General features: G+C 63.2%; 16 protein-coding genes and 2 tRNA genes. 2 read left to right on the forward strand and 16 right to left on the reverse strand.

The features are described 5' to 3' along the window. Nucleotides 1-132 precede the first annotated feature (132 nt). Nucleotides 133-516: a VOC family protein gene (locus ACTT2I_RS11990; RefSeq protein ID WP_421099415.1), complete on the forward strand. Its 384-nt coding sequence runs from the start codon at nucleotides 133-135 to the stop codon at nucleotides 514-516. A 213-nt stretch (nucleotides 517-729) separates the two neighbouring features. On the opposite strand, the gene ACTT2I_RS11995 is transcribed toward ACTT2I_RS11990, so the two are convergent. Genes ACTT2I_RS11995 through ACTT2I_RS12020 form a run of 6 tightly spaced genes read right to left on the reverse strand, consistent with a single transcriptional unit; the run spans nucleotide 730 to nucleotide 9,178 of the window. Beyond that, complete coding sequence (locus tag ACTT2I_RS11995) at nucleotides 730-1,158, reverse strand: SMI1/KNR4 family protein (RefSeq protein WP_421099283.1); 429 nt, start codon at nucleotides 1,156-1,158, stop codon at nucleotides 730-732. Nucleotides 1,159-1,160: 2 nt separating this feature from the next. After that, nucleotides 1,161-1,754, reverse strand: coding sequence for an HNH/ENDO VII family nuclease (locus ACTT2I_RS12000; RefSeq protein WP_421099282.1), 594 nt, complete (start codon nucleotides 1,752-1,754; stop codon nucleotides 1,161-1,163). Beyond that, entirely contained in the window at nucleotides 1,751-5,041 is a 3,291-nt protein-coding gene (locus tag ACTT2I_RS12005; protein WP_421099281.1) for an ATP-binding protein, read from the reverse strand. The genes ACTT2I_RS12000 and ACTT2I_RS12005 overlap by 4 nt, the downstream gene beginning before the upstream one ends. Continuing rightward, a complete protein-coding gene (locus tag ACTT2I_RS12010; protein WP_421099280.1) occupies nucleotides 5,038-5,931 on the reverse strand; it encodes a hypothetical protein in 894 nt (297 codons plus the stop codon). Before ACTT2I_RS12010 ends, ACTT2I_RS12005 begins: the two co-directional genes overlap by 4 nt. Continuing rightward, entirely contained in the window at nucleotides 5,928-8,195 is a 2,268-nt protein-coding gene (locus tag ACTT2I_RS12015; RefSeq protein ID WP_421099279.1) for a dynamin family protein, read from the reverse strand. The genes ACTT2I_RS12010 and ACTT2I_RS12015 overlap by 4 nt, the downstream gene beginning before the upstream one ends. A 5-nt stretch (nucleotides 8,196-8,200) precedes the next feature. Beyond that, the gene (locus ACTT2I_RS12020) at nucleotides 8,201-9,178 is read right to left on the reverse strand and encodes a dynamin family protein (RefSeq protein WP_421099278.1); all 978 of its coding nucleotides are present in this window, start codon (nucleotides 9,176-9,178) and stop codon (nucleotides 8,201-8,203) included. 301 nt (nucleotides 9,179-9,479) lie between these two features. Between ACTT2I_RS12020 and ACTT2I_RS12025 the strand changes: the two genes are divergently transcribed. After that, nucleotides 9,480-9,680, forward strand: coding sequence for a transposase (locus ACTT2I_RS12025; protein ID WP_421588857.1), 201 nt, complete (start codon nucleotides 9,480-9,482; stop codon nucleotides 9,678-9,680). 41 nt (nucleotides 9,681-9,721) lie between these two features. Here ACTT2I_RS12025 and pnp read toward each other — a convergent pair whose 3' ends face one another. From pnp to nuoN, 10 genes are all read right to left on the reverse strand, one after another. After that, nucleotides 9,722-11,833: a polyribonucleotide nucleotidyltransferase gene (pnp, locus tag ACTT2I_RS12030; RefSeq protein ID WP_421099277.1), complete on the reverse strand. Its 2,112-nt coding sequence runs from the start codon at nucleotides 11,831-11,833 to the stop codon at nucleotides 9,722-9,724. Nucleotides 11,834-11,980: 147 nt separating this feature from the next. After that, the gene (rpsO, locus tag ACTT2I_RS12035; protein ID WP_019182694.1) at nucleotides 11,981-12,241 is read right to left on the reverse strand and encodes a 30S ribosomal protein S15; all 261 of its coding nucleotides are present in this window, start codon (nucleotides 12,239-12,241) and stop codon (nucleotides 11,981-11,983) included. A gap of 173 nt (nucleotides 12,242-12,414) precedes the next feature. Beyond that, on the reverse strand, nucleotides 12,415-13,326 hold the full coding sequence (truB, locus tag ACTT2I_RS12040) for a tRNA pseudouridine(55) synthase TruB (protein WP_421099276.1): 912 nt from the start codon (nucleotides 13,324-13,326) through the stop codon (nucleotides 12,415-12,417). A 118-nt stretch (nucleotides 13,327-13,444) separates the two neighbouring features. After that, complete coding sequence (gene rbfA / locus ACTT2I_RS12045; protein WP_293984594.1) at nucleotides 13,445-13,867, reverse strand: 30S ribosome-binding factor RbfA; 423 nt, start codon at nucleotides 13,865-13,867, stop codon at nucleotides 13,445-13,447. 75 nt (nucleotides 13,868-13,942) lie between these two features. Continuing rightward, nucleotides 13,943-16,585 (reverse strand): translation initiation factor IF-2, encoded by a 2,643-nt coding sequence (infB, locus tag ACTT2I_RS12050; RefSeq protein WP_019182691.1) that lies wholly within the window; start codon nucleotides 16,583-16,585, stop codon nucleotides 13,943-13,945. A gap of 95 nt (nucleotides 16,586-16,680) precedes the next feature. Beyond that, entirely contained in the window at nucleotides 16,681-18,192 is a 1,512-nt protein-coding gene (gene nusA / locus ACTT2I_RS12055; protein ID WP_019182690.1) for a transcription termination factor NusA, read from the reverse strand. A gap of 4 nt (nucleotides 18,193-18,196) precedes the next feature. After that, nucleotides 18,197-18,787: a ribosome maturation factor RimP gene (gene rimP / locus ACTT2I_RS12060; protein WP_088432524.1), complete on the reverse strand. Its 591-nt coding sequence runs from the start codon at nucleotides 18,785-18,787 to the stop codon at nucleotides 18,197-18,199. Between the two features lie 754 nt (nucleotides 18,788-19,541). Continuing rightward, nucleotides 19,542-19,618 (reverse strand) — tRNA-Met (locus ACTT2I_RS12065). A gap of 218 nt (nucleotides 19,619-19,836) precedes the next feature. Beyond that, nucleotides 19,837-19,913 (reverse strand) — tRNA-Met (locus tag ACTT2I_RS12070). Nucleotides 19,914-20,034: 121 nt separating this feature from the next. Further along, nucleotides 20,035-21,495: an NADH-quinone oxidoreductase subunit NuoN gene (nuoN, locus tag ACTT2I_RS12075; RefSeq protein WP_421099274.1), complete on the reverse strand. Its 1,461-nt coding sequence runs from the start codon at nucleotides 21,493-21,495 to the stop codon at nucleotides 20,035-20,037. Nucleotides 21,496-21,515: the final 20 nt, after the last annotated feature.

The raw sequence follows: 21,515 nt of genomic DNA on the forward strand, positions 1-21,515 counted from the left end.
GCGCCTGTCCTGCAGGCCCGCTGCGCAGCCCGCATGCAGTGCTGATGGACACGGGCATTCACCCCCGCCTTGCGTCCCCGGTTTTACAGTTCAGCGGTACTGACTGCCAGCTGCGTGACACCGATGACCGACCTGCATATCGACCGATTGGACCACCTGGTCCTGACCGTGGCGGATGTCGCCGCGACCTGTGCGTTCTATCAGCGTGTTCTAGGCATGGAGGTGGAAACCTTCGGCGAAGGCCGCAAGGCGCTGCGCTTCGGGCTGCAGAAGATCAACCTGCATGCGCAGGGGCGCGAGTTCGACCCCAAGGCCGCACGGCCGACGCCGGGCTCGGCGGACGTGTGTCTGATCACCTACGCGACCATGGACGAGATCCTGGCGCATCTGCAGGCGCACGGCGTGACCGTGGAAGAAGGACCGGTACAGCGGACCGGTGCGACTGGACCGATCCTGTCTGTCTACTTCCGCGATCTGGACCGGAATCTGATCGAAGTGTCGCGCTACCTGGCTTAGTGCAGGCACGCCCACGGCAGCCCTGCAGGGCATGGCGCTATACGGCGGACCGGTTCCCTTGGCGAAAAACTTGGGTACAACAAGGTTCTTCCCCCATCCCGGGGGAGAAGGCGCACGGCCGACCAGCTAGATTTGCAGTTGTCGAGAAAACAAGATGAAGCGGACTCCTTCCTGAATATCCGGACGGCCTCCCCCGGAGTTGGTTGAAGAACCTCACATACCCTGCTCCTGAACAAGACGCTTCAGTAGGAATCCACCGAGGCTTTCGGGAACACGTCGCACAATGCCGCCGTTGGGCATCGCCCAAAGCACGATGTCCTTGGCAATGGTGTCGTAAAGATAGTAGTGGCCATCCCCTTCATCAACCAGGGGCAACGCGCCCAGCGGGTAGCTCGCATCCTGGGCGAGATCCGCGTAGGCCGCCAGGATATTCAAGTAGTAGCCGTCAGGCACACCCAGGCCATAAACCTCGGTGCTGCCGTGAACAATCACGCCAAAGCGGCGCAGGTATTCACGGTAGGCCGCGCCAAAGTCCAGCCCCAACTGCTGCTCGGCCTGGATAATCGCTTCGGCCGGCACAGGACGGGTGGTGGCCTGGCCTGCGTTGAGCGCGGCTTCAAGCTGGTCGAAAGTCTCGGTCATGCTCATTCTCCTGCCTTGAAGTCAGCGGCGCGCGCCTTCCAGTGCTCAGCGCGTTCCTTAGCGAAACCATCGCGATTAATCGTAGACTCCTGCCGTTTGTTGTGGAGCACGTTATCGTTTCCACTTCCACAGTGCTCAGCTTTGGTGAGTTCCGCCAGGGAGGAGTCCTGCCTCTGACCAATATGATGCAGCTCGATGGGCCTGCCGTTCTGGTCAAGCGGTGGCAATCCGGCCGTCATTCGCTCCAGGTTGGTTGCGCCAAAAATATCCTGCTTTTCCAGATCTATGTCCGTGCGCACAAGTGCCGGCTTGCCATTGACTTCCTTTGCCTCAAGCCCCGCACCCTTGTAAATGTTGGCTTCTGCCTCACTCCCAAGGTCATCTACCAGCGATTCCGGCCACCCGTTGTCCTTCAGCTCATTGCGGGTGTCCTCAGAAACGGGAGGAAGCTCCCCACGGGTTTCCTGGGTGACATGCACCGTAACGTCCAACCGACGAATGTCGATCTGCACCTCGGTGCGCTCCATCGGGCCCTTGCCCCAGGGAATTTCGTTCCTGCCGGCTCCGTCGCGACCCACCACGCTCTGATCCATCATGCTGTCTCTTCCTTCATACAACGGTGCCATTCGGCATAAAGTGATTTGCTTGACGCGTCCGTGGAATAAATCTCCCGCACCATGCACTGTTCCACCGCCACTTGTATCTGCGGCAGGGTATCTGGCGCCAGCCGGGTGATAACACGTCGCAGGTGGTCGCGCGCAGCCTGCAACTCCACCACACTACGCCCTGCAGCCGCCACCTCCCGGCGGCAGCCCCACGCGTCCACCAACAGCGCTGCCAACTGGTCAAAGCCCTCTGCTGCGTCGCCCGGCATTGGAGCGCCTTCCATGCGTGCCTGCAGCATTTTCTCCAACGCCAACCGTACCCGGCTGGGCATTGGCATGTCAGCCAACCCCTGCCGCAGGAGGCGAATGTCTACTCTCGGTGCCCGAGGCACTCGCCGGCCCAACAAGAGATTAGCAATCTGGGCGCGCCACTGCGCCGCATCCACCGCAGTGTGAGAAGACACTGCCGGCACGAACGGCATTGCCTCTGTTACCAAGTAGTCCATCTGGCACAAAACCGGTTCCAGCCAGTCATTTTGGTGGATCACCGCGGCCCCACAGGGCAGGCGTGCGATCTCTGCAACCTGGCCCTCGCTCAGGCCCATGGATCCGCCAACCAGGCGACGATCAGCTTCTTCCGGCAGGCGCAGCACTACCTTGATGTTGGTATTACGGATGGCGGCCATGTCCACGGCATGCGGGGACTGGTCGGCAATGATGAAACCCTCGCCATAGGTGCGCATTTCGGCAATGGCGGCGGCCAGCATTTCTACCGACTTCCCCGCCATGCTTCCCCCTTCCGGCCCGCTGGCAACGCTGCGAGGCAGCAGGTTGTGGGCCTCTTCGAGCACCGTGAGATGACGCAGCGACTGATTCATACCGCCTGTGGCCATTCGGTACTCACTGAGGCGCATGACCAGCATACCCATGACGAGCGCCCGGGTTTCGCTGGAGCCCACCCTGCTCAGGTCCACTACCACCGACGAATCAAACAGCGCGCTGTCATCCAGTTCATCCGTGCCGAACAGGCGCGCGTTGAGCCCGTTGCACAACGACTGCACTCGGGTACCGAGCGCGCCCTTGTAGTTGGACTTGGCTTCCTCGGCATAGTCCGATGAAGTGATCACCCGCTGCAACGATTCCAGAAGATCGCCAAAGCCAGGAAAGACACGTGGCGCACGCGTGTTGCACGATGCCTCCAAGTCCCAGCCGCAGTGCGTGTAGGCTTGCAGGATGGCCTCCTTCAGAACTGCGGGCATGGCCGCATACAGGGGCCAGCAGACGTTGAATATCTCCACCATACGGTCCACATGTTCCAGCACATGGATCTGGTCGGGAAACGCAAACGGGTTGATACGCAGCAACTCAGCCTGCATGGGATTGGTCCCCAGCACCCGCACGCCCGGCCAGTGCCCCAGTACATGCTTGTACTCGCCCTTGGCAGGCTCGATGACCAGGAAGGGCACACCGGCGGCATGGGTCTGCTTGAGCAGGCTGTAAATCGCGTTGCTCTTGCCAGAGCCGGTGGAGCCGCAAATGAACATGTGGCGGCACAGCTGGTCCATATCCAGTGCCACTGGCTGCGCCAGGTTCTCCCACAGGTGACGCATCTTTCCCAGAGCAACGGTGCGTGCCTGCGGCGGACGGTTTGCGGTGCCGTCCACATGCTGGATACGGCGGCCAAAGGCCTGGGTTTCCACCACGCTGACCGTGGATGTGGAACGGCGCGGCAGACTCAATTGCAACGCGACCTCACGCCCGGACAGCAGAGTGGCCGGCGTGGTCAGGTGCGCGGCGCCACTGCCCAAAAGCTGCCGCCGCAGCTTGGGGTGCGTGAGCTGGCCAAGCCACGCCAGTACCCGGGTGCGCGCGTCATCGCACCACGTGGTTACAGCGAAGTCTTCCTGGCTGCTGTTCTTGCCGCGCACCAAGCCAAGGAAGATGCTGGACAGCGCTTCCGTGCCGGCCTTACTGTCCGCCACGAAGTAGGCCGAAGCGCTCCAGCCACCGTAGGTGCGCGCTTCCTCTACCCGGGCTAGGTGCTGGTCAACGCGGAGCAGCAACTGCTCAATGCCCTTGTCGTTGAACTCCACCGTCAACTGTCGGGAAGACCCCTCAGTAGTGGTGTCCGAGCGCCCATCGGTAACGGTATCGCTGGCCGTGCGCGAGGTGGTTCTGGACTTTGACTTTCCGCTGGACGTGCTAACAGTGTTGCTGGTGCCGGTGGAATCAGAGGTGCTGGTTCCCTGCGACTCGCTGCCGGCGAATGTCTCCCGCACCACCGATCCCAGCATCATGGCGGCGGGCATGACGACCGGTGCTGCGGCCCCGCCCGTGGCAACCGACACGGCCATGCCCGCAGCGTTGATGCCCGTGGCCACCACACCGGCCACCTTCCCGCCCGTCGTTGGCGACTGCGTGCCACTGCTGGTGCCAGTGGTGTGCGTGGTGCTGCTGCCAACGGTATCGCTTCGCCCGGTCGTTTCCGTCAGGCCCATGCTGTGGCCCAGCGTTTCGCCCACGCTTCGGCTCAGCGTGGTGCCAACGCTGTAGCTGTCCTGGTCACCAAAGCTCCAGCTCATCTTTTGCAGCGGCGCCAACTGAGTGGCCACCTGCTCGTAACCGGTGCGGATGCTTTCCAGCTGATGGCTTTCCAGCGGCTCGGCCAGAATCAGCGCGCGGTAAGGGCGCCGCTCGGCCGCATCCAGAAAGCGCTCCAGCCCCTGCGCGAAACGATGCACGTCTTCGGTCGCCAGCGAAGGCACGCCGGTCACCGCAGAGACATAACCGCTGCGGCTTGTGCGCGACGACACCAAATCCTGCAGCGTTTGACCCACTTCTCCGGCGCTTAGCGATTCCATGGCGCTGCCAGCAAAATGGCCCCGGAATGCCTCCTGCAACAGCGTACCAGCACTTTCACCTTGGAAACGGGCGGGCGCCCCACGTGTGCCGATGAACACATCGGTCTTTTCACCATCCGAATCCAGATACAGCAGCACCGCGTAGCCCGAAGCCCCCAGCGCGGTGTAGGCCGCCGTGAGGCTCTCAAGCACCGATTGCCGGTTCTCATGCACCAGCCGGCAAAGCCGGTACAGGCGCACATCGGTGGCGGCGCTGAGTTGTGCTTGGTCCTGCGGCAGCGGCAGCACCACGTACTGGTCAAGCTCGGAAAGGTAGGTGCGGTTGATCTGCATGCGGGCGCTTTCGAGTGCTGCCGCCGCGCGCTCGCGCAGTGCCACGCCGGCGTTCTCAACGGTTTCGGTAACAGGCAGGTTCATCGGCGCTCCCCACGGAAATACGCCGCAAGTGCGGCAATCCCGGCGGCCAGCAGCATGGCAATGCGTCCCGCCCAGCCAGGCCTGTTGCCTTTAGAAGTGTCTCCCTCGGGAGCAACGCCATGCCGGGGTGCCGACGCATCGCCCGTACTACCCGCTTTAGCTGACTGGGTGGCCGCCACAGGAGCCGGCGGCAGGGGCGCAAAGCCTGCCGCGCCCTTCAAGCGCAGGTGCTCGCGAACATCCACCACGTGCAGGAAGCGTTCGATGCTGAAGTTGGCGTCCAGGTACACCATTTGGTCATCGTGGTACTGCGAAGACCAAGCGGCCCGATCGCCGTTCAATGGCGCCATGAAGCGCCCTTCCTCGAACGGGACAAACACCGTTTCCTTCTGGTCTGCTGCCAGTGCCATCGCCGCCTGCAGGTAAGCCCCACTGAGCCGGGCATCGGCCAGCTCCAGCACAAGCGCCGAGCGGATGATGCCTGCATCGCCCGTACCAAGCGCACGCGCTAGGCTGGAGGTAGGTGAAAAGGCCGCGGCTACTGCGGTCGCGTCCACTTCATCCTTCGCCAGCGGCGTGCTATCCGTCAACTTCACAAAGCCAGCGGCGCCAAGCTGCTCCAAGTAGGCACGAACCCGCAACAAGTGCTCGGCGCGTTCAGCGGAAAAATTGTGTTTGGCATGGGTGACTTGGCGGAAGAAGTACTGCGCCGTCCAATGGGCTCTGTCCGGCTTGGTCGCCGGGACCATTTCAGTCACCGCGTAAGGCATCAAGACCGTTCCTTTCGCCTGCCATGCATGAAGTGCCACTTCCAGTGATTCCACGGGCATGGTCACATCAGGCACTGCCCTCAACCAGTCCTCGCCCGTGCGTAGTTCCGTGGTATTCATCCGTGTACCTCCTGTACGGCCAAGGTTGTGCCCAGCCGCTGGCGAATCGTCTCGCTCCAGCGGCGCAGTTCGGTTGCCTCCGCGAGTGCAGCTACGCGCAGGTCACGGTCTTCGATGCGGGCCTGGGCTTGGTCAAACAACTCGGCCACGCGTGGCTGGAACACGGTACGCACGTGTTCAACGAACACCTCGCGCAGCTTCTGCCCCTCACGCACCATGGCAGCGCGCGCCGTCTTTTCAAGCGCCTTGAAATGCGCCGTAGGCCCGTGATGTTCAGTTTTGTAGAACTCGACCAAGTCCACGTACTTCTCTTCGCCGTACACGATCTCAACCTTTGGCTTGAACCAGGAGATCGGGTTGAACAGCTTGCGGTCCATCACTTCGCGCGTGCCCTTTCGGATGGATCGTGTTTCTATATGCTCGCTTGTCACCGCCGGAGCAAACGATAGGTTGCCCGCACTGCGCATAAGGCGCGCGAGTGCCGGGAACTGAACCGCGTCAATCTGGCCCACGCTGCTCGAAACCAGCGCGTGGTAGCGGCTCTGCAGATCTTTCTTAAGCGTTTCCTGCTCGGCTTCGAACGCAAGTTGGTATGCGCCAAGGACTTCCTTGTGACGGGAGTTCATGTGCTCGCCCCATTCCTTGACCAACTGCCTCGCCTGCGCGGGGGTTACGTCGCCTTGGAACTTTGCCATGTCCTCACGCGCATAGGCGTGGAGCCTCCCTGCAACAGTCACCAACGCCGCTTCAGCATCCTTGGTCAGCTCGTGGTGGTCACGGCTCAGCTGTTCTGCCAGCGCCTGACCATCCACGCCCCGCTCATAGCGCGCCCGTAGCTTTTCAACCTCGGCGGCCAGGGCCTGCACATTGCCGGCCTCCAGGTCTTCAATGGCCTTGTGCCGGTTGATAGCCTCGTCCACCAGGCGAGCAACGGCATCATGGCTTCGCTTGAACCGGTCCGGAAGATGGTATTTCTCGATGTACGCGCCTACCGTTGACTCCAACGCCGGCAGCCCACTGCGGCGTTCCAACGCCGCGGCATCGCCTGCTCCAGCCAGGGTGCGCTCACGCACGCGCAGCGGGGCGTATTGGGCCAGGTCCATGCTGGGCTCACCCTGGAACCACTCTAGAAACGACGCTTTGCCGCAGCGTTCCTTGCTGGACAACACCGCCTCCGGGAAGCGGATCAACCGCGATGCATAGGCAGACACCGGGAAGATCTGGGGGTTATGGATGCCATGCTCCTGCAGGTATTGGCGCGTGCGCGCCAGCATCCCAGCCACATCATCACCGGCCTCGTCATCCAGCGTGTCCATCTTGTTGAGCACGAAGATGAAACGGTCACTGGCTTGGCGTCCGCCTTGCGCAATGGTCTGCGCCACCAGCTTCAACAGACGGGAGTCATCGGTGATGCCACGTTGGGTTGCGTTCAACACATACAGAATCAAGGGGTTGCGGGTTGTGTCCTGGATGTAGCGCATGGTGGTGACGCCATGCGCCTGGTCGCTTCCATTGTTCGGACCCGGGGTATCGGTAAGCACCAGGCGTGCATGGCCGCCACCACGGGCAGCCTGAATTGGCCCGTGCACTTCCACCAGGCTGGTTTCCGGGTCCTTGTTCCAGGCCCGCATGGTCGCCAGATCCAGATTTTCGGACTCGTCAAGCAACTCATTGGAGGCATCAAAGCGCCTTCCCCTGAACTGTCCGGGCGCCACGCTCTCGTCGTGGTAGATGCGGGTAATGGTGGCGGTGGTGGCTTCATTGCCCGCCGGCAACAGGTCACGCCCAAGCATGGCGTTGATCAATGTGGATTTGCCAGAGGACATGGTGGCCACGATGTACACATCGAAATCGTTGTTGCCCAGATCGTGCAACGCCGCGCGCGACACGGCATCATCTTTCAGCACCGACGCATAACCAGGGTGCTCGAGCACCTGCGCGCGCAAGCTTTCAACTTCGGCCTGCCTTGCCTCTGCGGACTCTGCCGGCACCCACTGCAGGTTGACTTTCATGTTTGCGTCGCGCGCGGCCTGCGCCGCTACTTCCAAGTCGCGGAAGTCCGGCTCCACCCCGGTGAAGATCACATTGAATGTATCGTGCCCATTGAACATGGTCTTGAGGTCGTGGAACAGCTGGTCCACCCAAAGCTGCATGCGCAGCTTAGTGCAGCGGTGCAGGCGAGCACCGTCGGTCAGCTCTACTCCATCAATCAGGAAAGTGGTTTCAACAGTGAATGGGTTGTGGATGATGCTTACTTGGGTCATGGCACTCACGAGAAGGCAAGGCAGTGGTGAATGATGTCTTCCACGCCACTGATGCCGCTGGCAACGACCGAAGCGGCAAGCAGGGAACGGGGAAGTTGCCGAAGCGGCGGGTTATCAAGAAATGCGCTCCAGTGCGGGGCATGTACCTGCTGGAGCAGGCGCCCGCGCACCCGCGCCGGCACGTTGGCAGTTGCAACCAGTGCCTGTGCACTGGCGGGAAGGAGCGGCACCATCGCCTGGTAGTGCATGGCCTGGCGTGCCGATATGGCACCGCCGGCCATCTGCATCCGGGCCACCAGCGCAACCTGCGCCATGGTGGGCACCACCCACGGCTCATGAAACCCCAGCCGTGACAGCCGCTCCACGGCGTGGCGCACCATGGTTTCCAGCGGCTCTTCCCTGTCGGGGTCTACTTCATCAACTTTGTTGAGGACGAACAACAGCCTGCTCTGTGGACGCGCAGCGGCAATCGCGCGCACCCGCTGTAGAAGTGCATGTTCGTCGGTAGTGCCTGGCGCAGTGGCATCCAGCACGAAGCACAGCAGATGCCACGGCACGCTGGACAGCCTGCTAGTGGCAAGGTGCCAGTGCTCGCTGTCCAAGCTGTTGTTTGCGCCGGGGAGATCGTGAAGGTCCAACTTCCCACGCGCACCGCCCACATACCCCAGGTCGCCGGAAACATGGATGCGCGCCACCTGGGCGCGTGCATTCCATTGACGGTAAGTCGCGGCATTCATGCCACGGCGGAAGTCCACCAGTGCGCCATTGCGGCTGTAACCACCGCAGACCACGCGCGATGCGTGGGGCCGGTGACGAAGAACGGTGTGAGTGGCCGTTGCCGGCTCGTTGCTTGAGTACAGCAGTTGGCGGCCCAGCAGTGCGTTGAGCACCGTTGTCTTGCCTGCACTGACCGTACCGGCTACCGCCAGCGTGAATACGTCCTTCGCCGTTGCCCCGGCGTTTGCACCGATTCTGTTACGCATGCGCAAACCACATCCTTGTTGATTGTCCAACCCTGCGTCAAAACACGGGCCTAATCCTGTTCCCGCTGGTCGTATTATCGGCCAACAAGTGGAAACCTTTAGAAGGCAACCCGGGCACTTGCTACATCCTTACAGCACCCCGTCTCACCCGAAGAGATGGCGAAGCGGCTCCGACTTTGAAGCCAGTTCCGGTAAAACGGCCCGGGCCACTTCCCTTCGGCCCGGCACTTCAACTTCATGAGCTGCTTGCACTCCCGCGCGGGATGCAGCCCCACGACAAGCTGCATGACTTCCGGGCATCCTGGCCCACTACCGCCGGCCTCTCAGAACGAACTTGGTGGAAGGCATCAACAACAAATTCAAGGTCACCAAGCGCGTTGCTTACGGATACCGAGACGATGCGCATTTTCTCCTGAGATCCGGGCAGCCTTCCCCCGCGCCGGGTGAAAAGTCACAAAAAAAGCGGGCCGAAGCCCGCTTTTTTCTGTCTGCGAACGCGTGAGGACCAACGGTCCTCACCACCGCGAGATCGGCGTGGGCCGATTACTCGGCGGCGGGGGCGCCCTCGCCTTCTTCGACGGCCTTCATCGACAGGCGGATACGGCCCTGCTTGTCGACTTCCAGGACCTTGACCTTGACCACATCGCCTTCCTTCAGCACATCGCCGACCTTCTCGACGCGGTCGCTGGAGATCTGCGACACGTGGACCAGACCGTCCTTGCCCGGCAGGATCGTGACGAACGCACCGAAGTCCATGATCTTGGCGACCTTGCCTTCGTAGATGCGGCCCGGCTCGACGTCCGAGGTGATCTGCTCGATGCGGGCCTTGGCAGCCTGCGCAGCGATGGCGTTGACCGACGCGATGACGATGGTGCCGTCATCCTGGATGTCGATCTGGGTGCCGGTTTCCTTGGTGATGGCCTGGATGGTGGAACCACCCTTGCCGATCACTTCGCGGATCTTGTCCGGGTGGATCTTGATGGTCAGCAGGCGCGGCGCGTAGTCCGACAGCTCTTCACGCGGGGCGGTCAGGCCGTGGGCCATTTCACCCAGGATGTGCAGACGGCCAGCCTTGGCCTGCTGCAGTGCCTGCTTCATGATCTCTTCGGTGATGCCTTCGATCTTGATGTCCATCTGCAGGGCGGAAATGCCCTCAGCGGTACCGGCCACCTTGAAGTCCATGTCGCCCAGGTGATCTTCGTCACCCAGGATGTCGGACAGGACGACGAAGCGATCGCCTTCCTTGACCAGACCCATGGCGATACCGGCGACCGGCGACTTCACCGGCACGCCGGCGTCCATCAGGGCCAGCGAGGAACCGCAGACCGAGGCCATCGACGAGGAGCCGTTGGATTCGGTGATTTCCGACACCACGCGGATGGTGTACGGGAAGGTTTCCAGCGACGGCATCACTGCCAGCACGCCGCGCTTGGCGAGGCGGCCGTGGCCGATTTCGCGACGCTTCGGGCCCATCATGCGGCCGGTCTCACCCACCGAGTAGGGGGGGAAGTTGTAATGGAACAGGAAGTTTTCCTTGTACTCACCAGCGACGGCATCGATGACCTGGCCATCACGGGCGGTGCCCAGGGTGATGGTCACGATGGCCTGCGTTTCACCGCGGGTGAACAGCGAGGAGCCGTGGGTACGCGGCAGGATACCGGTCTTCACGGCGATCGGGCGGACGGTGTCCAGCGCACGGCCGTCGATGCGGACCTTGGTGTCCAGCACCGAGTTGCGCATGGTGCTGTATTCCAGCTCGCCGAATTCCTTCGACAGCTCGGCCGGGTTCCAGCCGTCAGCGGCCACACGGCCAGCGAGCGACTCGGTCACGTCCTTCTTGATCGCCGAGATGGCGTCACGGCGCTGCAGCTTGTCGCGCACCTGGAAGGCTTCGCCCAGGCGCGGGCCGATGGCTTCCTGCAGGGCGCTGATCAGGGCGGTGTTCTTGGCCGGGGCTTCCCAGGTCGACGGCTTGGTGCCGGCTTCCACGGTCAGCTCGTTGATCGCGTTGATGACCTTCTGCATTTCGCGGTGACCGAAGGTCACAGCGCCCAGCATCACGTCTTCGGACAGCAGCGCGGCTTCGGATTCCACCATCAGCACGGCGTTGGCGGTACCGGCGACAACCAGTTCCAGCTCCGAATCCTTCAGTTCGGTCACGGTCGGGTTGAGGATGTACTCACCGTTCTTGTAACCCACCTTGGCGGCGGCGATCGGACCCTTGAACGGGGTGCCGGCCAGCGACAGCGCGGCCGAGGCGCCGATCAGGGCAGCGATGTCGCCATCGATGTCCGGGTTCAGCGACATCACCGTGGCGATGATCTGAACTTCGTTCTTGTAGTCTTCCGGGAACAGCGGACGGATCGGGCGATCGATCAGGCGCGAAATCAGCGTCTCTTTTTCGGTCGCGCGGCCTTCGCGCTTGAAGAAACCGCCCGGGATACGGCCACCTGCGTAGAACTTCTCCTGATAGTCGCAGGTCAGGGGGAAGAAGTCCTGGCCCTCACGCGCGCTCTTGGCGGCAACGGCGGAGACCAGCAGCACGGTGTCGTCGAACTTGACGATGACGGCACCGCCGGCCTGACGGGCGATTTCGCCGGTTTCAAGCGTGACGGTGTGCTTGCCGTACTGGAAGGTTTTGGTGATTTTTGCCACGGGGGTTTCCTTGGATGATGCTTTCTTCAATGGACCGCAGGCGACCCTTGCCGCCGACGGGTGACCGGTTGTCCGGCCCAGGCGTTTATTGCGGTACTACCAAAACAAAACCGCGGCGCATTCCTGCGCCGCGGTGGGGGTTCGTGCTTAGCGACGCAGGCCGAGCTTTTCGATCAGGGCCTTGTAACGCGGAGCGTCTTTCTTCTTCAGGTAGTCGAGGAGGCTGCGGCGACGGTTGACCATCTGCAGCAGGCCACGACGGCTGTGGTGATCCTTCTTGTGGGTCTTGAAGTGGCCGGTCAGCAGTTCGATGCGGGCGGTCAGCAGAGCGACCTGGACTTCCGGGGAGCCGGTGTCAGCCGCGCTGCGCTTGTTTTCTTCAATGACCTTCTGGGTGTCGATCGACATATCGGTTTTCTCTTGGATGCGTGGCCCGCAGAAACGTCCCATTGACGTACCGCGCGACTCGCCGTGAACGAAAGGATGAACCCGCAGAACGCGGGAAGCCTGAAAAGGCCGCGGAATTGTAACGTCAGCGGCCCTGCGGAACAAGGACCGGGGTGGGCTCCGGCCTGGGACGGTCAGAGGTTGAACAGGCGCTGCGGGGCCAGCAGACCGGTCTCGTCGACCTGGCCCAGGCCCTGGATCGCCTCGTCCGGGCCGAACACGACCACCCCACCCTGCGGCCAGCTGGCGTCGCGGATGCGCTGGCCCACGCGGAAGCGCCGGGTCTGCTCGTCGTCCAGGCTGACCCGGGGGTAATGGGCCAGACCCGCGTCCAGCGGCAGCAGCAGGGCCTCCATGCCCGCCTCGTCCCCCTGCTCGGCCAGGGCGCGCAGGGTCTCCAGGGTGACCATTGGCGCCTCGCGGAAGGGATCCACCCACAGCCGGCGCAGGCCGGTGATATGGGCGCCGCAGCCCAGCGTTTCGCCCAGATCGCGGGCCAGGCTGCGGATGTAGGTGCCTGAACCACAGGTCACCCGGAGCGACAGCCGGGTGGGCTGCTGCTCAAGCACTTCCAGCGCGTGCACCTCCACATCGCGCTCCGGGGCTTCGATCGCCTCGCCGCGGCGCGCCTTCAGGTACAGCGGCTCGCCGCCCTGCTTGAGCGCGGAGTAGATCGGGGCGCGCTGACGGATGCGCCCGCGCAGCGGTGCCAGCGCCGCCTCCAGCTCGGCCGCGCTGATGGACGGTACCGGCCGCTCGCGCAGCACGGTGCCATCGGAATCATCGGTATCGGTGGTCTGGCCCAGCACGACCTCGGCGTCATAGGCCTTGGCCGAGCCCAGCAGTAGGCCGGCGATCTTGGTGGCCTCACCAAAGCACAACGGCAGCAGACCGGTGGCCAGCGGATCCAGGCTGCCGGTGTGGCCGCCCTTCTCGGCGCGGTACAGACGGCGTGCCACCTGCAGGGCTGCGTTGGAGCTCATGCCGGTCGGCTTGTCGAGCAGCAGGATGCCATCCAGGCGGCGGAACGAAATTCGAGGTGCCATGCATTCAATTCAAAACGGCGCCGTGTGGCGCTGCCGGTCAATCCGGCCTCCGGCGGAGCGGTCGCGCTGCGACAGGCCCCGCCCCATAAGACAACAGCCCTTTCGGGCTGTTGGTCCATCAGGCATTCTTTTCGCCTTCGTCGGCAGCATCGTCGCCACCGTCGTCATCGCCCTGCCGGCTCTTCTCTGCCGCCAGCGTATCGGGCAGATCGCGCAGGAGGTTGTCGATGCGCTCGCCGCGATCCACCGAATCATCGTAGTGGAAGTGCAGCTCGGGCACGTGGCGCAGCTTCATCGCACGCGCCAGCTCCATGCGAAGCCCCCAGGCCAATTCCTTCAGGCCCTTCATCGCTTCCACCGAACGCTCGGGCATCAGCGCCGTGACGAAAATCTTGGCATGCGCCATGTCACGGGTGATTTCCACGTCGGAGACGCTCACCGAAGGCAGGCCGTGTTCACGCACTGCGTTGTGCACGAGTGTTCCCAGTTCACGGCGGATCTGGGCGGAAACACGGTCGGTTCGATGGAAGGTCTTTGGCACGGTAGGCGGACTCGTCTTGAAGGGTGATGCGAAAGCGAAAAAGCCGGACCGCGTGATGCGGCCCGGCCTGGAACATTACAGGGTGCGCGGCACTTCGATACGCTCGAAGCACTCGATCTGGTCACCCGGCTTGACGTCGTTGTAAGCCTTCACGCCGATACCGCATTCGGTACCGTTGCGGACTTCCTCGACGTTCTCCTTGAAGCGGCGCAGCGATTCCAGCTCGCCTTCGAAGACCACGACGCTGTCGCGCAGGACGCGGATCGGCTTGCTGCGCTTCACCGTACCTTCGATGATCATGCAGCCTGCGACCGCACCGAACTTCGAGCTGCGGAACACATCGCGGACCTGGGCGATACCGATGATCTCTTCGCGGATTTCCACACCGAGCAGACCGGAGGCCACCTGCTTCACCTGATCGATCACGTCATAGATGATCGAGAAGTAACGCAGGTCCACACCGTTGGACTCGATGATGCGACGCGCGGAAGCGTCGGCACGCACGTTGAAGCCGATCACGGTGGCCTTGGAGGCAACCGCCGAGTTGGCGTCCGATTCGGTGATGCCGCCCACGCCGGAGTGGATCACGTTGATGCGGATGTCGTCGTTGGACAGCGCGACCAGTGCCTGGCTCAGCGCCTGCACCGAACCCTGCACGTCGGCCTTGATCACCAGGTTCAGCACCTGCTGGCCATCGCCCTTGCCCAGGGTCGCCATGATGTCTTCCATGCGGCTGCCAGCGGACTGCACCAGGCGCGATTCACGGCGCTTGGTTTCGCGCTGCTGTGCGACATCCTTGGCCAGACGCTCGTCTTCAACCACCACGAAGTCATCGCCGGCATCCGGCACGCCGGACAGACCCAGCACCTGCACCGGAATCGACGGGCCAGCCTGGTCGGGCTGTGCGCCGGTTTCGTCGAACAGAGCGCGCACGCGGCCGTACTGGATACCGCAGACCAGGTAATCGCCCTTCTTCAGCGAACCCTGCTGCACCAGCACGGTGGCGATCGGGCCACGGCCCTTGTCCAGCGAGGACTCGATGACCACGCCGCTGGCGCGGCCGTCGGCCACGGCCTTCAGCTCCAGCAGTTCGGCCTGGATCGAGATCGCGTCCAGCAGGTCGTCGATGCCCAGGCCAGCCTTGGCCGAGATCTCGACCATCTGGGTATCGCCACCGAAGTCTTCGGACACGACCTGCTCGGTGAGCAGCTCGTTCTTGACGCGCATCGGATCGGCGCCGGACTTGTCGATCTTGTTGATCGCCACGATCAGCGGCACACCTGCCGAACGGGCGTGCTGGATGGCTTCCTTGGTCTGCGGCATGACGCCGTCGTCGGCGGCCACCACCAGCACCACGATGTCGGTCAGCTTGGCACCGCGGGCACGCATGGACGTAAACGCCGCGTGGCCCGGGGTATCCAGGAAGCTGATCACGCCCTTCGGCGTTTCAACGTGGTACGCACCGATGTGCTGGGTGATGCCACCGGCTTCGCCCGTGGCGACCTTGGTGCGGCGAATGTAATCCAGCAACGAGGTCTTGCCGTGATCGACGTGGCCCATGATGGTGACCACCGGCGGACGTGCCACCGGCTCGCCCTGGTTGCCACCGGCCAGCGCCAGCAGCGCGTCTTCGGCGTCGTTGGTGTTGGCACGGATCACGTTGTGGCCGAGTTCTTCGGTCACCAGCGCGGCGGTGTCGTGGTCGATGGTCTGGGTGATGGTCGCCATGACGCCCATCTTGAACAGCGCCTTGACCACATCGCCGCCCTTGACGGCCAGCTTCTGGGCCAGATCGGCGACGGTGATGGTGTCGCCGATGGTGACGTCACGCACGATCGGAGCGACCGGACGTTCGAAACCATGGGCACCACCGCCGCTGCGCGACTGGTTGCTGTCACGGCGGCTGCCGTGCTGCACGCGCCCGGTCGGACGACCGCGCGAGTTGCTGTTGTTGCCGCGACGGGCACGATCGGCGGCCGACAGATGCAGCTGACCGGCAAAGCGGTTGCCACCATCGTCGTCGCGCTTGGCGCCCGGACGGTTGTTGTTGTTGTTCGAGTTGCGATCGTCCGAACGCGGCGCCGGACGGGCAGCCGACGGCGCCGCCGGGCGCGCATTGCGCGCCGGTGCGTCGGCAGCAGCCGGCTTGGCAGCAACCGGGGCCGGGGCCGGCGGTGCGTTCTTGGCCGCTTCAGCAGCGGCTTCGGCCGCCTTGCGCTCTGCTTCGGCACGTTCCTTGGCGTCGATTTCTTCCTGACGCTTGCGGGCGATTTCTTCATCGCGCGCACGGTCCTTCTCGGCCAGTGCGCGCTGCTCGTCCAGATTGCGCTGGCGGGATTCCTCCAGCTTGCGCAGGATGTCGGCGCGCTCCTCATCCGCGGTCATCGGCTTGCCGCTGGCGTCCTTCATGTAGGTACGCTTCTGGCGCACTTCCACGTTGACGGTGGTCTTGCTGCGGCCGGCGCTGACGGTCACTTCCTGCAACTTGCGACGGTTCAGGGTGATCTTCTTGGCGGCTTCGTCGGTGCTCTCGACGGGCTGCTCGGTCTTGCCGTGCGAGCGACGAAGGAAGCCCAGGAGCTTCACCTTCTCGGTACTGGTCACGACCTGGTCGGGACCGCTGAACTTCATGCCGGCTTCGGCAAGTTGTACGAGCAGTTTATCGACCGGGGTATTGACCAGTTCGGCAAGCTTGCGGATGGTGGTTTGCTGCGACATTCGGATCCTATGATCTGGTTGGCGCTCCCTCGAAACGTGCGAAGGCAGCGCGGAGTCTAAGCCCTGAGCGGGTCAGGGCACTGTTCATCGCTGGCTCATTCGCCGCGCTCCAGGCGGGCGATCTCCTCGGCTCGGGCGGCAAGGATCAGGGCGGCGGCGCGCTCCTGGTCCATGTCCTCGATGCCGAACTCGAGGATCTCGTCGGCGGCCAGGTCCGACAGGTCCTCACTGGTACGCACGCCGTGACCGGCCAGGGCGTAGGCAGTTGCCTCGTCCATGCCTTCCAGGGCGAGCAGGTCTTCCGACGGCGAGCCGTCTTCCAGACCTTCTTCCACCGCCAGCGCTTCGTTGAGCAGCGCATCGCGGGCACGGGCACGCAGCTCTTCGACGATGTCTTCGTCGAAGCCTTCCACGGCCAGCAGTTCGCCGACCGGGACGTAGGCGATTTCTTCCACGGTGTTGAAGCCTTCGGTCACCAGGATGGCGGCGATTTCTTCATCCACTTCCAGCTTGTCCATGAACAGCTGGCGGGCAACGCCCTGCTCTGCCTCGGACTTGGCGGTCACCTGGTCCTGGGTCATCACATTGAGCTGCCAACCGGTCAGGCGGCTGGCAAGACGGACGTTCTGGCCGCCCTTGCCGATCGCCTGGGCCAGGCGCTCTTCCGCCACGGCCAGGTCCATCGAGTGCTTTTCTTCATCGACGATGATCGACTGCACTTCCGCCGGCGCCATCGCGTTGATGACGAAGTTGGCGGGATTCTCGTTCCACAGCACGATGTCCACGCGCTCGCCATTGAGCTCGTTGGACACGGCCTGCACGCGCGAACCGCGCATGCCGATGCAGGCACCGATCGGATCGGTACGCGAATCGTGGGCCAGCACGGCGATCTTGGCGCGGTCGCCCGGATCACGTGCACAGGCCTTGATCTCGACCAGACCCTGGCCGACTTCGGGCACTTCGAGCTTGAACAGTTCGATCATGAATTCCGGGGCGGCGCGGCTGATGAACAGCTGCGGGCCACGCGGTTCCGAACGGACTTCGGCCAGGTAACCGCGCACGCGGTCGCCCGCGCGCAGGACGTCGCGCGGAATGCCCTTGTCCTTCGGAATGAAGGCCTCGGCGTTGCCGCCCAGGTCCACATAGATGTTGCCGCGCTCGGCGCGCTTGACCACACCGGTGACCAGTTCGCCGACGCGATCCTTCCACGCATCGACCACCTGCTGACGCTCGGCCTCGCGCACGCGCTGGACGATCACCTGCTTGGCGGCCTGTGCGGCGATACGGCCGAAGTCCGGGTTTTCGATCTGCTCTTCGATGAAATCGCCGACTTCCACGCCGTCGGCTTCATCGATGGCGTCCATCAGACGGATCTGGCGGTCCGGGGACTCCATGACCACGTCATCGGCCACCACTTCCCAGCGGCGGAAGGTTTCGTAGTTGCCGTCCTTGTGGTCGATCGACACACGGGCCAGCACTTCTTCTTCCGGGTAACGCTTTTTGGCAGCCGAAGCCAACGCTGCCTCGATGGCATCGAAGATGACTTCGCGCGGGACGCCTTTTTCGTTGGCGACCGCATCCACTACCAGCAAAAGTTCCTTGCTCATTGGCTCACTCCGCGCGCGGCTTTTTGGCCGCCGGCTCGTTGGATGGTTTCTTGTTCGCCTTGCCACCCTGTTTGGGTGCCGGGCCAGTCGGTTTGGTCGGAGCCAGGCCGAGGGCGGCCCAGTCCGGCATGATGCGTGCCTTGTCGATGTTTTCGATGTCGGCGGTAAACGGGGCATTGTCGACCTTGAAGGTCACCGTGCCTTGTTCGATATCCACGGCGAGGATCTCGCCCTGCAGACGGCGGCGGCCGTCCTGCGGCAGCTTCAGCGTCACCTTGGCCGATTCGCCGATGGCGCGCTGGAACTGCTCGCCGGTGAACAGCGGGCGGTCCACGCCCGGCGAAGACACTTCCAGCGTGTAGTTCGCCGTGATCGGGTCTTCGACGTCCAGCTGGGCGGACACTTCGCGGCTGACGCGTTCGCAGTCGTCGATGTTGACGATGCGCTCGGGCTGTTCGGCCAGCGGCACGTCGATGTACAGGCGCAGCGTGGCACCACCCGGGGCGGTCAGATATTCCACGCCCAGCAGCTCGAGACCCAGCGACTGAACGGTGGGGGCGAGCAGATTCGCGATTTCGGTTGCCTTGTCGCTCACAGTCGGCCTTGATTCGTTGAAAAGAAATACGGTCTGGTCCACGGCTTGGACCACCTTCCGGAAACAACAAAGGGCCCGTTGGGCCCCTGTCCGGTACAACTCCGGTCATGCTGGATTCCGGTGCAGGTGCGCACGTGGTGCGCCTCTGCGAGCCCAGCGTTCCGGGGGTCACGGCGGCCTGGGTACAGGTTGCCGTTCCTGGAAGCCGGTTGCGGGGCCTGTTCACGTCCGTTGGAAGGATATGGATAGACAGTCCGCTAAGCCACTGATGATAGCCGTTGCACCGGGCTGGTGCAATGGTTGGGGTGGTTTATGGTGCCTGTATTCGGAAAGCTGAACAGCCAAGCGGGTGTGTCACCTTCGGCGTGGGCAGCGGCGCGGGCAGGTCCGCGGGACGCGCCGTGAACCCGTCCATGGGGGCTCATGGGCGGCATCCATGTCGCCCTAATGGTCCCGCCAACCTGCCCACACCGCTGCCCACGCAAATGACTGGCCAGTCACTGACGTCGCAAGCAAAGGCGGGAAACATTTCAGGCGAGGACGTGTCATTGAGGGTGACTGGCTGTCGATCATCGTCGCCGCAGCCGTCATCACCCCGCCCCGTTCCGCCGACCTTCCACTGTCGCGCCGCCCCGCGTCGCCGTCGCCGTCGCCGTCGCCGATGCCGATGCCGATGCCGATGCCATAACGAAAAAAGCGACCTCGTTGCCGAGATCGCCTTTTCGTCTACTGCATCTGCACTGCAGATTTTCTGTGGTAGCGGGGGCAGGATTTGAACCTGCGACCTTCGGGTTATGAGCCCGACGAGCTGCCAGACTGCTCCACCCCGCAGCAGAAGCGGAATTGTAAGGGAGTTTTCATTCCCATGCAACCCCGTGTTGAAACGAATGACTTCGCATTGAGGACAGGCAGCCGGCGGACGGCCTCCCCTCGTGCCCAGCAAAGCAGCCGACCAACGGTCGGCTCTACCGGCCCTGAAACGAAAAAAGCGACACCGTTTCCGGTATCGCTTGATACGTCCACTGCCTCCGGCTTGCACCGGAGCTATATGGTAGCGGGGGCAGGATTTGAACCTGCGACCTTCGGGTTATGAGCCCGACGAGCTGCCAGACTGCTCCACCCCGCAGCAGAAGCGGATAAGTGCGGAAGGCCCGGGGCACTTCCTAGCAACGATGTTCTGGCGAAACCGCTGCATCAACAACTCAGGAGATGAATATTACACGAGTTACGCACGTTTGTATCGTTTTTTACGAAATTTGTGCAAATGCCTGCTGGCACCACACCATGACCGGGTTCCACGCCACGCCCAAGGCCAGCAGCGCCAGGGCATTCACGCCCAGCACCACGCCCAGCACGCGGTCGTTGTTGGCCGGCAGTGGCTCACCCACCGGCTCATCGAAGTACATGACCTTGATGACGCGCAGGTAATAGAAGCAACCGATCACGGCGCAGATCACGCCGACCATGGCCAGCCACAGCATGTCGCCCTGGATCGCCGCGCCGAGGACGGCCAGCTTGGTCCAGAAGCCCAGGAACGGCGGGATGCCTGCCAGCGACGCCATGATGCACAGCACGAGGCCGGCCATCCACGGGTTGCGGGCATTGAGGCCCTTGAAGTCTTCGATCTTCTCGGCTTCAAAGCCATTGCGGGAGAGCGCGATGATCGCGCCGAACGCGGCGGTCGACATGATCGCGTAGCTCAGCGCATAGAACAGCGCCGCCGAGTAGCCCCGCTCGCCACCGCCGGCCATGCCCATCAGCAGGAAGCCGATGTGCGAGACGGTCGAGAAGGCCAGCATACGCTTGAGATTGGTCTGCGCGATCGCCATCAGGTTGCCGATCACCAGCGACAGAGCGGCCAGGCCACCGATCAGGTACTTCCACTCGTCGGCCAGCGGGCCCACGCCCATTTCCAGCAGGCGGTAGGCCATGCCGAACGCGGCCAGCTTCGGGGCCGAGCTGATGAACAGCGCAACCGGTGCCGGGGCACCCTGGTACACGTCGGGCAGCCACATGTGGAACGGCGCCGCACCCAGCTTGAAGGCCACACCGGCGATCATGAACACCGCGCCGGTCAGCAGCAGCATCTTCTCTTCGGTATGCGGAATGGCGGCGTTGATGGCATCCAGGTGCAGCGAGCCGGTGGCGCCGTAGATCAGCGACATGCCGTACAGCAGCAGACCCGAGGCCAGCGAACCGAGCACGATGTACTTCATCGCCGCTTCCGAGGCCAGGCCGTTTTCACGGTTGCTGGCGACCAGTGCGTACGAGCACAGGGCCAGCAGTTCCAGGCCCAGGTAGACCATCAGCAGGCTGCCGGCGGAGACCAGGATCATCATGCCCGCGGTGGCGAACAGGATCAGCACCGGGATCTCGCCCTGGTAGAGCTTGCGCTCGCGCAGGTAGCTCCAGCCGTAGATCAGGGTCAGCCCGCTGCACAGCACGATCACGGTCTTCATCACGTCGGCCGCGTTGTCGCGGACGAACATGCCGTGGAAGACCTCGCCCTGCCCACCCACTCCGGTGGCGAGCATGAAGAACACGACCGCCAGCGCAGCGATCGAGAACAGGTGGGTCCAGATCTTGTTCTTCTCACTGATGAAAAGATCAAGCATCAACAGGGCGAACGCACTGCCGACCAGCACCAGCTCGGGAGCGAGCGGCGGGAGGTCAGCGGCGGTCAGTGGCAACAGCGGCGAGGTGGTCATCATCAAATCCTGGAATCAAT

This window comes from Stenotrophomonas sp. PUT21 (assembly GCF_052232875.1).
GTDB classification, from domain to species: Bacteria; Pseudomonadota; Gammaproteobacteria; order Xanthomonadales; family Xanthomonadaceae; genus Stenotrophomonas; species Stenotrophomonas maltophilia_N.

Coding starts and splice junctions, on each gene's coding strand:
- rpsO (WP_019182694.1), bottom strand. CDS start 12,241: ATGTCGATCGACACCCAGAAGGTCATTGAAGAAAACAAGCGCAGCGCG.
- nusA (WP_019182690.1), bottom strand. CDS start 18,192: ATGAGCAAGGAACTTTTGCTGGTAGTGGATGCGGTCGCCAACGAAAAA.
- infB (WP_019182691.1), bottom strand. CDS start 16,585: ATGTCGCAGCAAACCACCATCCGCAAGCTTGCCGAACTGGTCAATACC.
- truB (WP_421099276.1), bottom strand. CDS start 13,326: ATGGCACCTCGAATTTCGTTCCGCCGCCTGGATGGCATCCTGCTGCTC.
- ACTT2I_RS11995 (WP_421099283.1), bottom strand. CDS start 1,158: ATGACCGAGACTTTCGACCAGCTTGAAGCCGCGCTCAACGCAGGCCAG.
- ACTT2I_RS12000 (WP_421099282.1), bottom strand. CDS start 1,754: ATGATGGATCAGAGCGTGGTGGGTCGCGACGGAGCCGGCAGGAACGAA.
- ACTT2I_RS12015 (WP_421099279.1), bottom strand. CDS start 8,195: ATGACCCAAGTAAGCATCATCCACAACCCATTCACTGTTGAAACCACT.
- ACTT2I_RS12020 (WP_421099278.1), bottom strand. CDS start 9,178: ATGCGTAACAGAATCGGTGCAAACGCCGGGGCAACGGCGAAGGACGTA.
- ACTT2I_RS12010 (WP_421099280.1), bottom strand. CDS start 5,931: ATGAATACCACGGAACTACGCACGGGCGAGGACTGGTTGAGGGCAGTG.
- ACTT2I_RS12005 (WP_421099281.1), bottom strand. CDS start 5,041: ATGAACCTGCCTGTTACCGAAACCGTTGAGAACGCCGGCGTGGCACTG.
- nuoN (WP_421099274.1), bottom strand. CDS start 21,495: ATGACCACCTCGCCGCTGTTGCCACTGACCGCCGCTGACCTCCCGCCG.